Here is a 15,196-nt window from a genome sequence, read left to right as displayed (position 1 = left end):
ACCCGATCCAGCAAACCCGGCCATCGCGCCGGGTTTTTCGTTTCCCCGGTGCTGTTGGGTTCCCCGCCCTGGTCACCAGCACCGCGCCGGCGCAAGCCGGCACCTATTACTGCGGCCGGCCTGGGTTCAGGTCGACAGCGCCGGCAGGATGACCAGCACGGCGCTGACGACGATGAGCAGCAGCCCGAGTTTTTCCCGGTGGGAGACCTGCTCCTTGAGCCAGTGATGCGACAGCAGGAGGGTGAAGAACACCTCGATCTGGCCCAGGGTCTTCACCAGTCCGACGTCTTCCAGGTTGACTGCGGTGAACCAGCACAGGGAGGCGATGGAGCTGGACAGGCTGATGCGGAAGACCAGCGAGGGCCGTTTCCACAGCTTCCCCAGCGTCTGCGGGTCGCGCAGGGCCAGCCAGCCGGTCAGCGCGGCGACCTGGATGCTGATGGTCCACACCAGCGCCCAGGCGGCGGTGTGCATGAAGGGCAGCTGCAACTGGTGGCAGGCATCGCGCACCCACAGGGTGGTCAGGGCGAAGCACAAGCCGCTCGCCAGGCCCAGCAGCAGGGTCGCGAGGTCCAGCGTGCCGGGTTCGCTGCGCCCTTTCATCAGCCAGACGGCCACCGAGCCGACCATGACGCCCAGCCAGCCGACCGGGCCGAGCAGGGCGCCGAAGAAGATCGAGCCCAGTACCGCGGCCAGCAAGGCTTCGCTCTTGGCCAGGCCGACGCCCGTGGCATAGCTGCGGCGCTGGAACAGCAGCACCATGAGGGCGGTGGCGAAGATCTGCGCGAAGGCGGCGGCCGCTACGTCGAAGACGAAACGGCCGCTGAACTGCGGCAGTTCGGCGGGGGCGCTGGCGTACAGCACCACCAGGTAGAGCACGGCCAGCGGCAAGGCCCAGATGAAGCGCGCCAGGGTCACGCCCAGCGCATTCACTTCGCGGCTGAGCTGCTTCTGCTGGGCGTTACGCAGTGCCTGGGTGAAGGCGGCGGCCAGGGTGAAGGGGATCCAGAGCATAGAGAGACCCGCGTGCAAAAACGGCACAGGGTCTGGCTCATTCGCTCGGGCGTCAAGTCCGCTGGCAGGCCGTCCAGGGCAAGTGCCGATGCGACCGTTCCCGCTTCGGTGGGGTTTTCATTTCCGTCTGATCGGTAAGGAGCGCGGATGTCGACCGAGCAGCACACGCTGGCTGACATGCCTTTCTGGATGCTGGTTCTGATCTCCATGGCCGGACTGTCCGGCGAGATGCTGCGGGCGTCCCGGGGCAACCTGACCTTGGGCCAGATCCTGCTGCGGGTGGTGCTGCGCTTCTCTGCCTCGGCGCTGCTCGGCATCGCCTCGATGCTGTTCGCCGTGGCGCTGTGGGGCAACCACCTGATCGCCGGCGGGCTGGGCATCGTGGTCGGGGTGATCGGCGCGGATGTGGCCGGCGGGCTGTATGCGCGGTGGTTGGCGAAGCGGGCGGGGCTGGGCGACTTGCCGCGTGCGGATCGGGAGGCGTGAGCCGTGTTCTCGATCGGTCGTTCCGGCCTCGATGAGGCGTTCGCCGCGCTGGATCGGCTGGCCGGCGATCTGCCCAAGCGGGCGCTGGCCGATGCGCTGAACCACACGGCCAACCAGGCGCGGATCGCGCTGCGGGCCGAGATGGAAAGCGTGTTCGACCGGCCGACGCTGTTCACCCTGAATGCGCTGCGCATCCTCAACGCCAGGCCCGATTCGCTGGAGGCGGCGATCTGGGTGAAGGACGACAAGGACAACAACGCCAAGGGCCAGGCCCCCGAGGATTGGGTCGCGCCGCAGGTGTTCGGCGGGCCGCGCGTCGACAAGAAGAGCGAGATGCTGCTCAGGCGGCGGGGCATCCTGCCGGCCGGGCGGTTCGTCGTTCCGGCCGAGGGGGCGCGTCTGGATGCCTACGGCAACATGAGCCGGGGGCACATGCTGCAGATCCTGTCGGGGCTGCGGCTGCTGAACCGGCCGGGCTATACGGGCGACGCTTCGAACAACTGGCGGTCGTTCCGCAAGGGGCACGCCAGGGCGTTCTTCGTTATGCGCCGCGGCAAGGTGCCGATCGGCATCGCGGAGCGGCGGGGCAGGACCATGCAGATGGTCCTGGCCTTTGTCGGGCAGCCCAGCTACCGGCGGCGGCTGGACTTCCATGGGATCGTCCGGCGCGTGGTGGACGAGCGGCTGGCGACCAACGTCGACAAGGCCGTCACCGATGCCTTGGCCGGCAGACTGCCGACCAATTTCAGGCGCCGGCCGCAGGCTTGGCCCCGGTGAGAGTGGGTCCTCCCCCGGGGCCGGCCCCCTACACGGGTAATTCGAACCGCGTTTACACGGTAGCGGCTGGGTCTGGAAGTTAGTTAACGGGGGTTAACGGGTTAACGATTGCCGGTAAACAGTTAACAGGTGTCGTCATGATTGCACTGAGCAAGTCCGAATTCGCGGCGCACAAGGGCTGGTCGAAGCCCTACGTCTCGAAGCTGGCCAAGCAGGGCCGGCTGGCCATGACGGCCGACGGCAAGGTCGACGTCGCAGCGACCGAAGCCTTGCTGCAGCGCACTGCCGATCCGAGCAAGACTGGCGTCGCCGAACGCCATCAGCGCGAGCGTGTCGAGCGTGGCGTGACCGCCCACCTGATACCCACCGCTCCGCCACTGGAGTCGCCGCCGGATTCCGAAGACGAGGGCATCGACTTCCAGAAAGCCCGCGCCCGACGCGAGCACTACCTGGCGCGTCTCGCCGAGAACGAGGCCCGCAAGAGCGACGGCGAACTGGTCGAGCGCGAGGCCGTCGAGAACGCCGCCTTCGCCACCGGCCGTCTGCTGCGCGACCTGCTGCTCGGCCTGCCAAAGCAGATCGGCGCCGAGCTGGCCGCCATCAGCGATCCCTGGGAGCTCGAACGTCGGCTGACCGCCGGCCTGCGCCGCGCCCTCGAGGACGCCAACCGCCTGAGCGCCGCCGACCTCGAACACGCCATCAAGCCGCCGAGCTGACGCCATGAACCAACGGTATGCCGACGGTGCCGAGCAGTACCGCTCGGCCTACCTGCGAGGCCTGCAGCCCGACCCGGAACTCTGGGTCGACGAATGGGCCGACGAATACATGCGCATCCCCCGCGAGACCGGCGCCGCCGAGCCCGGCCCGTACCGCACGGAGCGCACCCCCTACGCCCGCGAGCCCATGCGCTGCCTCTCGCCCAGCCACCCGGCCAAGCGCGTGGTGACCATGGTCGCCTCGCAGCTGATGAAGACGCAGATCGCCCTCAACTGGATCGGCGGCTGCATCCACATGGCCCCGGCCAACATCCTCATGCTGCTGCCCAGCCTGGCCCTGGCCAAGCGGGTCAGCGGCCGGGTCGGCAAGACCATCGACGCCACCCCGGTGCTTCGCGAACGGGTCGCCTCGCCGCGCTCGCGCGATTCGCGCAACACCATGGACACCAAGGAGTTCGAGGGCGGCACCCTGTACGCCACCACCGCCGGCTCCGCCTCCAACCTGGCCGAGCTGGCGGCGCGCTACATCTACGGCGACGAGGTCGACCGCTGGGACGTCGACGTCGACAACGAAGGCGACCCGATCGAACTGGCCGAGACCCGGGCCAGCACCTTCGGGCGTAACGCCAAGATCTACTTCTCCAGCTCGCCCACCATCAAGGGCGCCTCGCGGATCGCCGACCTGTTCACCCAGAGCGACCAGCGCCACTACTACGTGCCCTGCCCGCACTGCGGCGAGATGCAGACCCTGGAGTGGGAGAACCTCAAGTACAGCGACGACTACAGCCTGGTGCAGTACCTCTGCTGCACCTGCGGCTGCCTGATCGACGAGCATCACAAGGGCGAGATGCTGGCCCGTGGGGAATGGCGTGGCCATGCCGAAGGCGACGGCGAGACCGTCGGCTTCACCCTCAACGCGCTGTACGCCCCGCTGGGCTGGGTAAGCTGGCTCGGCCTGGCCAAGCAATACGACAAGGCAAAGGCCGCCCAGGACAAGGGCGACCTCGAGCCTATGCAGGTGTTCTACAACACCCGCCTGGCGCGCCTGTGGGATGCCGCCCAGGAGATGACCAAGGCCAGCGAGCTCAAGGCCCGCGCCGAAGACTACCCGCTCGGCAGCGCCCCCCGGGGCGCGCTGATCCTCACCGCGGCCGTCGATACCCAGCACAACCGCCTGGAACTGCTGGTGATCGGCTGGGGCGAGGGCATGGAGCGCTGGGTCGTCGACCACCAGGTCGTCATGGGCGATCCGGCCGACGAGCGCACCTGGGCACTGCTCGACGAGAAGCTCAAGGCCCGCTACCACCACGACTCGGGTGTCGAGCTGGCGATCTGTGCGGTCGCCATCGACTCCGGTGGCCACCATACCGACGAGGTCTACCAGTTCACCCGTCTGCGCCGCTGGCGAAATGTTCTGGCCATCCGCGGGGCCAGCCGGCCAGGACGTCCGGTCATTGCCCAGCGCCCCTCGAAGGTCGACGTCACTTGGAAGGGAACCGTCCACAAGGGCGGCTCCGAACTCTGGATGATCGGCACCGACACGGCGAAGGACTGGATCTACAACCGTTATGGCCTGGGCGAAGGTCCCGGCGCGATCCACTTCTCGCAGGATCTGCCGGACGACTTCTACGACCAGGCCGTCGCCGAGCGCAAGATCGCCCGCTACGTGAAGGGCCACAAGCGCATCGAGTGGGTCAAGGGCAAGGCCGACCGTAACGAGGCGCTCGACCTGCTGGTCTACAACCTGGCCATGGCCCATTACATCGGCCTGCATCGTTATCAGGAAAAGGACTGGGCGAAGCTCCGCTCGGCAGTGTCGCAGGGCAGTCTTTTCGCCGAGCGCACCCAGCAGTCGGCGGCCGGGGAAGAGCCCGCGCCAAAGGCGCAAACGCCAGTTCCACCACGCCGCCTGATGCCTCGTCGAGGCACTCGAAGCAAAGCCACCTACTGAGGCACCCCATGACCGAAGCACAACAGCGCCTGGCCGACGTCCGGGCGGCGATCAAGGACATCCTCGAAAAGGGCCAGTCCGTCCGCAAGGATGGCCGCGAACTGCGCCGCGCCGATCTTGGCTCCCTGCGCGCGCTGGAAGCCCAATACGTCAGGGACGTCGCCGCCGAGCAACTCGCCCAGCGAGGCGCCCGCAACCGCATCAGCTACGTGAAGATCTGACCATGGGCCTGTTCCGCAAGTCTCCCGAAGAGCGCCTGCTGGCCGAAGCCGTCAAGCTCGCCGGCCAGCAGTTGCGCCCGAGCGCCCAGGGCGGCGGTGGCGGGGTGGAAACCCGCTGGCGGGGCGCCTCCCGCGTGCTGCGCTCGATGGCCAGCTGGGTGCCCGGTCTCGGCAGCCCGCGCCGCGACCTCAACACCTCCGAGCGCTCCACCCTGGTCGCCCGCTCGCGCGATGCCATGCGCAACCACCTGATCGCCCGCGCCGCCATCGTCCGCAACCGGACCAGCGTGGTCGGCACCGGCCTCATCTGCCGGCCGCAGGTGGATTGGGAAGCGTTGGGTATCGACGAGGAGGAGGGCGAGCGGCTCAACGCCCAGCTGGAGCGCGAATGGACCCTGTGGGCCGAGAACCCGCTGGAGTGCGACGCCGAGGCCACGCTCAACCACTACCAACTGCAGGCGCTGGCCCTGGTCTCCGCCCTGGTCGGCGGCGATGCCTTCGCCACCACGCCGGACATCGAGCGCCCCGGAACCCTCTACAGCACACGCATCCAGTTGATCGTAACCGACCGGGTCGGCAACCCGCACGGCATGCCCGACAGCACGAACCTGGTCAATGGCGTCGAGTTCGACGCGCACGGCGCCCCGGTCGCCTTCCACATCTGCACCGGCTATCCGGGCGAGCCCGTCGCCGGCCAGCTGCTGGAATGGCAGCGTATCCCGGTCTTCGGCGCCGAGACGGGCCGCCGCCGGGTGCTGCAGATCTGGTGCGACAAGGACCGCCCCGGCCAGAAGCGCGGAGCCCCGTACCTCGCGCCGGTGCTCGAGCCCCTGCAGAAGCTGGAGCGCTACAGCAGCGCCGAGCTCATGGCGGCCATCATCTCGGCCATGTTCACCGTGTTCCTCAAGAAGGGGGAGGCCTTCGAGCAGGGCAACCTGCCGCTGTCGGCCCTGGGCGACGGCACGGGCGGTCACGACGCCCTCGACCAGCCGCCCGTGGAGCTGGGCGAGGGCGCCGTGGTCGACCTGGCGCCGGGCGAGGAGCCGGTGATCGCCAACCCGGCGCGGCCCAATGCCCAGTTCGACCCGTTCTTCACCAGCATCGTCAAGGAGATCGGCGCCGCCCTGGAGCTGCCCATGGAAGAGCTGATGCTCTACTACTCCAGCAGCTACAGCGCCGCCCGGGCCGGCATGCTGCAGGCCTGGCGCGCCTACCAGATGCGCCGCTGGTGGCTGGTCTGCGACTTCTGCCAGCCCTCTTACGAGCTACTGATCGACGAGGCCGTCGCCCGTGGCCGCATCCGGGCGCCCGGCTACGGCGATCCGGCCCTTCGCCGCGCCTACACCCGGGCGATCTGGATCGGCCCGGCCAGGGGCGCCATCGACGAGCTGAAGGAGGCCAACGCCGCCGGCAAGCGCATCGAGATCGGCGTCAGCAACGAAACCATCGAGGCCGCCGCCATGACCGGCGAGACCTGGCAGCAGATCTACCGCCAGCGCAAGCGCGAGCTTGACCAGCGCCGCCGCGACGGCCTCAGCAACGCGCCGCCGCAACCCGAAGAACCCCCGCAACCCGCCGAGGAATGACCATGCCCCGCGCCTTCGAGCTGGCCGCCTCGCGGCCCTGGCTGATGCTGCCCGACGCCCTCGACACCCTGATGGCCATCGCCGATCGTCAGGGCGACCCCGAAGCCCTCGAGGCCCGGCTCGGCAAGCCGCTGGACAACACTCGCGCCGTCAGCCTGCGCGACGGCGTGGCGGTGATTCCGGTCACCGGGCCGATCATGCGCTACGCCAACCTGTTCACCCGCATCAGCGGGGCGACCAGCACCCAGGAGCTGGCCACCGACCTGCAGGCCGCCCTCGACGATCCCAAGGTCCGGGCCATCGTCCTCAACGTCGACAGCCCGGGCGGCGAGGCGACCGGCATCAACGAGCTGGCCGACATGATCCACGCCGCCCGCGGCAGGAAGCCGATCAAGGCCTACGTCGGCGGCACCGGAGCCAGCGCCGCCTACTGGATCGCCAGCGCGGCCGACGAGGTGGTGGTCGACGACACTGCCTTGCTCGGCTCCATCGGCGTGGTGGTGGAGGTGGCCATCCGCAAGGAGGCCGACGGCATCAAGCGCTACACGATCACCAGCAGCAACGCGCCCAACAAGCGCCCGGATCTCGACACCGAACAGGGCCGCGCCGAGGTCGCCAAGAGCATCGACGCCCTGGCCGAGGTGTTCGTCGCCAAGGTCGCCCGCAATCTCGCCGTCGACCCCGAGGACGTGCCCGTCATGGGCGATTTCGGCGGCCTCAAGGTCGGCGCTGCCGCCGTCGATGCCGGCCTGGCCCATCGCCTCGGCTCGCTCGAATCCCTGCTCACCGAACTGGCCAGCCCGGCCGCCACCCAGAGGAAACCCAGCATGACCATCGTCCGCACCACGGCCGAGCTGCAGGCGGCCATCGCCGCCGGCACCGATCCGCAGACCATCCAGATCGCCGCCGCCGAGCCGGTCGACGTCGACGGCATCGACAGCGGCGCCTCCGTCGAGGCCACTGCCCTGACCCTGTTCAAGGCCGCCCAGGACCGCGGCATCAACCTCTCCGCCATCAAGCGCGACGCCACCGCCGCCGCTCCGGCTACGCCGCCGGCTGCCGGCGCCGCCAACACAGCCAACAGCGCGGCCGCCTGGAGCCGCACCATGAAGAAGATCGGAGGCTAAGCCATGACCATCCTGACCCAGGGAAAGCGCACCGCGGAGTTCCTGCTGAGCGAGTCCAACGGCCAGCGCTCCCGCGAAGAGGTCACCCTCGCCATCACCGCCGTGGCTCTGCCCGCCGGCCAGCTGCTGGGCAAGGTCACCGCCAGCGGCGAATATGCGCCCTACAGCGCCGCAGCCACCGACGGCACCGAAACCGCCGTCGCCATCCTCTACGCGGCCGCGCCGGTGTCTGCCGCAGCCCAGCCGGCCGCAGTCGTGATGCGCGATGCCGAAGTGGTCGGCGCCAAGCTCACCGGACTGGATACCGACGCCACCGCCGACCTGCTCGCCCTGGGCATCGTCGTCCGCTAACCCCAGCACCCATTCCGAAACCGCCCGCGTGGCGGTTTTTTCGTTTCAGGAGAGCCACATGCCCAGCCTCGACATCTTCAACGGCGACGCCTTCGGCGCCGTCAGCCTGACCAACGCCATCAACACCAGCCCGGAGGGCCAGCGCGTGCCGGCGCTGCTGGATTCCCTGTTCGAGGAGGAGGGGGTCAACACCACCTCCGTGTTCATCGAGCGCGAAAACGACAGCCTCGCCCTGGTGCCGGCCGGCGAACGCGGCGCGCCCGCCGGGGTCACCACCGGCGCGCAGCGCGACGCCGTCCCGTTCAGGACCCTGCACCTGCCGACCCGCTCCACCATTCGCGCCGACGAGGTGCAGGGCGTCCGCGCCTTCGGCTCGGAAAGCGAGCTGGAAACCGTCATGGGGCTGGTCGGCAAGCGCCTGCTGAAGCAGCGCCGCCGTCTCGAGGCGACCATCCGTTTCCAGCGGGCCGGCGCCGTCACCGGCAAGATCTACGATGCCGACGGCCAGCGCCTGTTGCTCGACCTGCATCAGCAGTTCGGCATCGAACAGCAAAGCCACGCCATGGCGCTCGGCAACGACACCACCAAGGTGCTCGCCAAGATCGTCGAGGCCAAGCGCAAGGCCGAGGACGCCATCGCCGACAGCGGCATCATCAGCGGCTGGCTGGCCGTGTGCGGCCGAGGCTTCTGGGATGCCTTCACCGGCCACACGTCCACCACCGACGCCTGGGATCGCTTTCAGGACGGCCAGTTCCTGCGCAACGACCTGCGCCCGACCGGCTTCCAGTTCGGCGGTGTCGAGTGGCAGGAGTTCTACGGCAAGGTCGGCGGCGTGGAGTTCATCGGCAGCGACGACGCCTACCTGATCCCGCTCGGCGTCGACGGCCTCCTGGTCACCAAGTACGCCCCGGCGGACTACATGGACACGGTCAACACCATGGGGCAGAAGTTCTACGCCAGCCAGGAGCCGCTGCCCCACAACAAGGGCATCGACCTGGAAGCGCAGTCCAACCCGCTGTCCATCTGCACCCGTCCGCGGGCGATCATCAAGCTGACCAAGGCCTGAGATGTTCGGCGCCGAAATAGACGCAGCCGTCATGGCGTCGCTCAACGACGGCCAGGGCGACTATCTGTCCGCGGCCGGCGTCGTGCTGGCCAGCGGCCTGGAGCTGATCCTCGACCGCAACGTCGAGCGCCTCGACCTCGCCAGCGGCGCCCTCGACCGCAGCGTCACCCTCACCGTCCGGAAGCACCTGCTGCAGCCCCTCGACCGCCAGGGCGCCCTCCTGCTCGACGGCAAGACCTGGCACATCGACGGCATTGCCAGCGACGACGGCCACCTGATCACCTTCTACGTGGTGCCCTGACATGCCCATCGACCTGCAATCCGCCATCGTCGCGGAGCTGCTCGCGCGCCTGGCAGACGTGTCCGAGTTCGGCGCCCTGGTCCTCGAGGACAGCGTGCTGCGCATCCTCGACGCCGAGGACGAAACCCTGCCGGAAGACCTGATCGTCGTCCAGCCGGGCCAGACCGAGGAGGTCGAGCGCATCGGCCAGGGCAGCGTGCGCGAGCGCGTCACCCTCAACATCACCGCCATGACCCGCCGCCGCCAGTTCGCCCCGGCCCTGCGCGCGGCGCGCCTGGCCGTCAAGGTCGCGCTGCCCGGTGCCAAGGCCGGCCTGACCGTCACCGGCGTGCAACAGGCTGCCTTCCAACCGGAAAGCCCCATGCCACCCGGCGAGGGCCGGCGCTGGGCCGCGCACGTCATGCCGCTGCAGATCACCTACATCCAACCGCTCAAGTAATCCCCGGAGCCTTCCATGAGCCAGATCGACCGTTCCTTCGTGGGCGAGGGCATCGTCTACGCCCGCGCCTACCAGTCCGCCGACCCGCTGCTGGACATCGGCAACTGCGACACCTTCAACCTGTCGTTCGCCACCAACCGCACCACGCTGCCCAACTACCGCGGCGGCGGCGGCAACCGCAACGTGCGCGAGCAGGTGACCGACGTCACCGCCACCATCGGCATGTTCGACATCACCGCCACCAACCTGGCCCGCGTCACCAAGGCGGTGATCACCGAGATCGCCGCCGGCACCGTGACTGCCGAGGCGCTGGGCTGCGCCGGGGTCGAGGGCGAGCTGGTCCCGTTCAAGAGCCTGCCGGATATGAGCCAGCCGGTCACCGTCGTCACCGCGGCCGATGCCGCGCTGGCCGCTGGTACCGACTACCTGCTGACCCCGCACGGCATCGTCGTCCTGGCCGACAGCCTGATCACCTCCGCCGGAATCAAGGCCACCTACACCAAGCTGGCGGCCGACGCGGTGCAGATGCTGGCCGGCTCCCAGGTCGAACTGGAGCTGTACATTGCCGGCCTCAACGACGCCCAGTCCGGCGAGCCCTTTGCCCTGCGCGCCCGTCGTGTCAAATTCGGCATTGCCAGCGAAATTCCGGTACTCGGCACCGAGTACCTGCGTCTGGAGGCGCCGGCCGAGCTGCTGGCCGACGACCTGGTCACCGAGCCCGGCATTTCCAAGTTCTGCGAGATGCAGCTGTTGAAGAAGGTGGCGTGATGGGGATAGGCCAGGAGTGAGGCGGATTTGATTCGCAAGCTGTGGGGTGGCGCAGCGAACCGTCAAGGCTACCCCAACAAGCGGAGGCTCCATAAGCCAAAGCCGATGTAACGTCGGCTTTCTGCATCGAACAGCAGCTATTCAACCGATAGTTGTAAAGATGAACGATTGCTGTGCTTTATAGCTCTTGCTTCCGTTATGGTTTGGTGACGAGACGTTGAAACAGTTCGAGGAGAGGAACTATGAACAAGCTGTACCTGCTGACTGGAACGGATAACTATCAAGCAGCTGGGTTGTTCAGTGGCGGCATGGTTGCCGACTACAGTGTCCGAGTCTGTGTCGAGGAGAATATGGTCGTCCTCTGGTTAGGCCCGGTCGAGGTTCGCCTGAGTCCGACGCAAGCTGAGGACGTCGGCCATCACTTGATCACCGCCGGGCAGAAAGCCTGCCAAGCCTTGGAAGTGAGCCAGCCACTTCTGGAGGGAGGCTACCGGCAAGCGACCCTTCGCGGTCTTTCAGGTGCGGTCAAGGAGGGCGACAAGAGTTGATGAAGGACTCGTTTCGCTGAGCCTCGCAACCAAAAATGAACCGATACGGCTTGGCTTGAAGGCTTTACTACCGATCGGATGACAGCATCCCGAACACTGGAACCTCGCCTCGGCGGGGTTTTTTATTGCCTGGAGAAAACCCCATGGCCGGCATCAAGGACCGCCTGATCCAGTTCGTCCTGCGCGGGCGCGACGAGCTCTCGCCCGCAGCGGAGCAGGGCGCCGACGCCCTGGAAGCGCTGCGCCGGGAAGGCGAGCGTCTCGGTACGGCGCTGGACAAGGCCAGAGAGGCCCGTGGTCTGGCCGCCAGCCTGGCTGCCGCCGGGCGTGCCGCCGAGCAGGCCCGTGGCAGCCTGGTGCGGGCCGAGCAGCGCGCGGACGACCTGCGCAAGGCGCTGGACAAGGACCCGGAGAGCGAGGGGCTGGTCGTTGCCCTGCGCGAAGCGGAGCGGGAGGCCGCCCGCGCCACTCGCGAGCTGAACCGGGCCAGCGCCCAGCTGGGCGAGCTGGAGCAGGCCGCCAGGGCTGCCGGCATCGACACGAACAACCTGGCCGACGAGCAGCGCCGTCTCGCCCAGGCGGTGGACGACGGCAAGCAGGCCCTGGCTCGACACACCCAGCAGTTGCGCGAGCTGGAGCGGCAGGAAGCTGCGGCGGCCCGGGGCGCCGCCGAGCACGCTTCTCGCCTGGCCGCCGTGCGCGAAGCGCTGGACGGCGCGACCCGCCGGGTGCTGGCCTTCGCCGGCGCCTTCGTCGGTGTCGATGCGGCGATCGGCATGGTCGGTCGCCTGAGCGGTGCTATCCGCACCGGCATCGTCGACATGCTCAAGACCGGTGACCAGATTGAGGGGCTGGAGACCCGCATCACGTCGCTGATGGGCAGCATTGATGCGGGCGAGAAGGCCATTGCCTGGATAAAGGACTTCACCAAGACCGCCCCGATGACCATTGCGGAGGTGACCGATGCCTTCGCGCTGCTCAAGGGCTTCGGACTCGATCCGATGGATGGCAGCCTGCAGGCGCTGGTCGACAAGAACGCCCAACTGGGCGGCGAGATGGACCGCCTGCAGGGCATCGTGATCGCGCTTGGGCAGGCCTGGGGCAAGGAGAAGCTGCAGGCGGAGGAAATCACGCAACTGGTCGAGCGTGGCATCCCGGCCTGGCAGTTGCTGTCACAGGCCACCGGCAAGACGGTCGCGCAGCTTCAGGAGCTGTCCTCCGAGGGGCGGCTCGGCCGCGACGTGATCGCCGCTCTGATCGCCGCTCTGATCGCCGAGCTGGGCAAGAGCGCCGAGGGTCAGGCGCTCTCAGCCATGTCCCGGCTGTCCGGCCAGCTCAGCCAATTGAAAAACGCCGCCCAGGACTTCTACGACCGCATCGCCCAGGCCGGCGCCCTGGACTACGTCAAGGGCAAGCTCGACGAGCTGCTCGCCACGATCCGCGCCATGGACAGCGACGGCCGGCTGGACAGGCTGGCCAAGTCGCTCAGCACGGCGTTCATCGACGGCGCCAGGCGGGTCGAGGAGTTCGGCAGGAAGCTGCTCGGGACCGACTTCAAGAAGCTGACCGACGACAGCACGAAATGGCTGAACGACTTCGGCGCCAAACTCGACCAGACCACGACCAGCGTCCAGCTGTTCGTGGCGCCGTTCCGCACCCTGTTCAACGGCGTCACCTCCGGTCTGTCGCTGGCCGGGCTGGCGGTCACCGGCTTCGCCGACCTGGTGCTGCGCAGCCTCGGACAGGTCGCCGACTTCGTGCCGGACATACTCGGCGGCGACACGCTGCGCACCCAGATCGCCGAGGCCCGCGGCGTGCTCAACGGTCTGACCGAGGGTTTCGCCGCGCAGATCGAGCAGGACGGCAAGGACATCCGGGCGGCCTGGGACGTGACCACCAGGCATGCCGCCGAGAGCGCCGCCGCCCAGACCGCCGCCGTCAAGTCCAAGGTCGAGCAGCAACGCATGCTCGACCAGGCTTATGCCGACGAGCTGATCGCCAACCAGAAGAAGGCCAAGGATGCTGCCGTGGCCGCCGCCGCCGAGGGCACGGCCGCCATCGGCAGCATGGCCGAAGCCCTCAAGCTGATCGACGCCGCCAGCGCGACCGCCAAGCTCGACGGCCTGCGCGATGCCCTGCGCGAGGCCTACCAGTCCGGGGCCATCAGCCAGCAGGACTACGCCCGCGCGTCCGGCGTGCTCAACGAGAAGCTGCGGCAGCTCCAGCGCGGGGCCGGTGCCACGGCCGGCGAGTTCGCCGGCCTCGAGGACAAGTTCGCCAGCCTCGAGTCGATCATGGGGCAGATCGGTCGCGCGGCCAACGAGGTGGACTTCAGCCAGATCCGCACGGGCCTGCGCAAGGCCTACGGCGACGGGGCGATCAGCGCCGAGGACTTCGCCAAGGCTCAGGCCGCCCTTGCCGAACGGATGGACGAGGTGAAGAAGGCCGCCGTCTCGACCGGCCGCAGCGTCGAGAAAGCCTCCGCCGACATGGCCGACGCGTCCGCCGAGACGGAAGGCTCCCTGCGCTGGATCGGCGGCGCCGCCGAGGACGCCGGGGCGGGGCTGGACTTCTTCGGCAGCATCCTCAGCCAGGCCCGCGAACCGCTGGCCGGCATGAGCGATGCGGCGCTCAAGGCCTTCGACGCCCTGCAAGGCATCAACAACGTCGACTGGGGGATCGACACCGGCAGCCTGGAAGCCACCCGGGAATCCCTGCGCGGCGCCCAGGAGCAACTGGCCTTTCTCAAGATCGAGCTGGCCAAGCCCCTGCCGCACACCAACGCCGGCATCTGGGCCATGGAAACCCTGATCCGCAGCCACGAACTGCAGGTGTCGTACCTGGGCCAGAAAAAGGCTCTGCAGTCGCTGATGGAAGGCTACGAGGACGGCTCGATCAGCCTGGAGGCCTTCATCCGCCGTGCCGAGCGCGCCCAGCGTGGCCTGAGCCTGCTGGACAGCTCCGACCTGTCCGGCCTGAAAAGCGCCCTGGCCGCCGCCGAGCAGCAGATGCGGGCGCTCGGCGACTCCAGCCGAAACACCCTCGACGGCCTGCAGAGCGAGCTGGCCCAGCTGCGCGGCGATCAGGAGGAGGTCGACCGGCGCGCCTTCGCCAACCGCCGCCGCGATCTGGAGGCGCAGCGCGCCGAGGCCCGTGCCGCCGGCAACGGCCAGGCGGTGGCGGACCTCAGTCGCGCGCTGGCCACCCTGCAGGAAATCGAGGCGGAAACCACCAACCGGCGCCTGCGCGAGCAGCAGCAGGCCCAGGCCCAACAGCAGGCCGCCGCGCCGGCGCCGGCCACGACCGAGGCCCAGCCCGCTACCGTCATCCGCCTGGAAAGCCCCCGCGGGCGCCGGGTCGACGTGCAGGTGCCGGCGGGCCAGCAGACCCAACTGCTCGACATACTGGCCGACGCCGGCCTGAGGACGCTGTGAATGATGCTCGACTCGGTGGAGCTGGACGACCAGTTCGAATGGGTGGACGAGTTCGAATGGGATGCCGTGGCCCAGGAGCAGGAACGCTCGGTCAGCGGCGCGCTGCTGATTCAGGAGGGCGTCAAGCTCTACGGCCGCCCGATCACCCTGAAAAGCAACGGCGGGGTCTGGACCCCGCTGTCGGTGGTGCGCTCGCTGGAAGTACTGCGCGACATCCCGAACAAGGTCATGGCCCTGACCCTGCCGGACGGTCGCGCCTTCAGCGTGATCTTCAACCGCGCCGACGGCGCCGCGCTGGAGGCCGTGCCGCTCGAACGGCGGGTCGCCCCGCCGGACGACTGGCCCTATGAGGTGAACCTGCGCCTGATCACCGTCGCCCCGCCGGCGGCGTAGGGTGGGTAACTCGCACAG

16 protein-coding genes are annotated in these 15,196 nt (G+C 68.6%); 15 read left to right on the top strand and 1 reads right to left on the bottom strand.

What is annotated here, in order from left to right:
- Positions 1-126: 126 nt before the first annotated feature.
- Positions 127-1,014, bottom strand: a complete 888-nt coding sequence (locus tag ACG10_RS12660) for an EamA family transporter (RefSeq protein ID WP_089168491.1) — start codon at positions 1,012-1,014, stop codon at positions 127-129.
- A gap of 147 nt (positions 1,015-1,161) precedes the next feature.
- Between ACG10_RS12660 and ACG10_RS12655 the strand changes: the two genes are divergently transcribed.
- The 15 genes from ACG10_RS12655 (at position 1,162) to ACG10_RS12585 (ending at position 15,178) form a co-directional block, all read left to right on the top strand.
- A complete protein-coding gene (locus ACG10_RS12655; RefSeq protein ID WP_089168490.1) occupies positions 1,162-1,500 on the top strand; it encodes a phage holin family protein in 339 nt (112 codons plus the stop codon).
- A 3-nt stretch (positions 1,501-1,503) separates the two neighbouring features.
- On the top strand, positions 1,504-2,277 hold the full coding sequence (locus ACG10_RS12650; protein WP_089168489.1) for a hypothetical protein: 774 nt from the start codon (positions 1,504-1,506) through the stop codon (positions 2,275-2,277).
- Positions 2,278-2,414: 137 nt separating this feature from the next.
- Positions 2,415-2,993: a terminase small subunit gene (locus ACG10_RS12645; RefSeq protein WP_089168488.1), complete on the top strand. Its 579-nt coding sequence runs from the start codon at positions 2,415-2,417 to the stop codon at positions 2,991-2,993.
- A gap of 4 nt (positions 2,994-2,997) precedes the next feature.
- Positions 2,998-4,944 (top strand): phage terminase large subunit family protein, encoded by a 1,947-nt coding sequence (locus tag ACG10_RS12640; RefSeq protein ID WP_089168487.1) that lies wholly within the window; start codon positions 2,998-3,000, stop codon positions 4,942-4,944.
- Between the two features lie 8 nt (positions 4,945-4,952).
- Positions 4,953-5,165, top strand: coding sequence for a hypothetical protein (locus ACG10_RS12635; RefSeq protein WP_089168486.1), 213 nt, complete (start codon positions 4,953-4,955; stop codon positions 5,163-5,165).
- Positions 5,166-5,167: 2 nt separating this feature from the next.
- Positions 5,168-6,751 (top strand): phage portal protein, encoded by a 1,584-nt coding sequence (locus ACG10_RS12630; RefSeq protein ID WP_089168485.1) that lies wholly within the window; start codon positions 5,168-5,170, stop codon positions 6,749-6,751.
- A gap of 2 nt (positions 6,752-6,753) precedes the next feature.
- A complete protein-coding gene (locus ACG10_RS12625) occupies positions 6,754-7,878 on the top strand; it encodes a S49 family peptidase (protein ID WP_089168484.1) in 1,125 nt (374 codons plus the stop codon).
- Between the two features lie 3 nt (positions 7,879-7,881).
- Positions 7,882-8,229 carry a head decoration protein gene (locus ACG10_RS12620; protein ID WP_089168483.1) on the top strand — a complete coding sequence of 116 codons (348 nt, stop codon included), beginning with the start codon at positions 7,882-7,884 and terminating at the stop codon, positions 8,227-8,229.
- Positions 8,230-8,287: 58 nt separating this feature from the next.
- Complete coding sequence (locus ACG10_RS12615) at positions 8,288-9,295, top strand: major capsid protein (protein WP_089168482.1); 1,008 nt, start codon at positions 8,288-8,290, stop codon at positions 9,293-9,295.
- Positions 9,296-9,326: 31 nt separating this feature from the next.
- Positions 9,327-9,596: a hypothetical protein gene (locus ACG10_RS12610; protein WP_232487103.1), complete on the top strand. Its 270-nt coding sequence runs from the start codon at positions 9,327-9,329 to the stop codon at positions 9,594-9,596.
- A 1-nt stretch (position 9,597) separates the two neighbouring features.
- Complete coding sequence (locus ACG10_RS12605; protein WP_089168481.1) at positions 9,598-10,035, top strand: hypothetical protein; 438 nt, start codon at positions 9,598-9,600, stop codon at positions 10,033-10,035.
- A 15-nt stretch (positions 10,036-10,050) separates the two neighbouring features.
- Positions 10,051-10,803 (top strand): phage tail tube protein, encoded by a 753-nt coding sequence (locus ACG10_RS12600; protein WP_089168480.1) that lies wholly within the window; start codon positions 10,051-10,053, stop codon positions 10,801-10,803.
- Between the two features lie 242 nt (positions 10,804-11,045).
- On the top strand, positions 11,046-11,351 hold the full coding sequence (locus ACG10_RS12595) for a hypothetical protein (protein ID WP_089168479.1): 306 nt from the start codon (positions 11,046-11,048) through the stop codon (positions 11,349-11,351).
- Positions 11,352-11,494: 143 nt separating this feature from the next.
- Positions 11,495-14,785 carry a tape measure protein gene (locus ACG10_RS12590; RefSeq protein WP_089168478.1) on the top strand — a complete coding sequence of 1,097 codons (3,291 nt, stop codon included), beginning with the start codon at positions 11,495-11,497 and terminating at the stop codon, positions 14,783-14,785.
- Positions 14,786-15,178, top strand: a complete 393-nt coding sequence (locus ACG10_RS12585) for a hypothetical protein (RefSeq protein WP_089168477.1) — start codon at positions 14,786-14,788, stop codon at positions 15,176-15,178.
- Positions 15,179-15,196 lie beyond the last annotated feature (18 nt).

This window comes from Azotobacter chroococcum (assembly GCF_002220155.1).
GTDB lineage: Bacteria > Pseudomonadota > Gammaproteobacteria > Pseudomonadales > Pseudomonadaceae > Azotobacter > Azotobacter chroococcum.
Note: the sequence above shows the minus strand (reverse complement) of the source record. Positions and strands in the feature narration are given on the sequence as shown.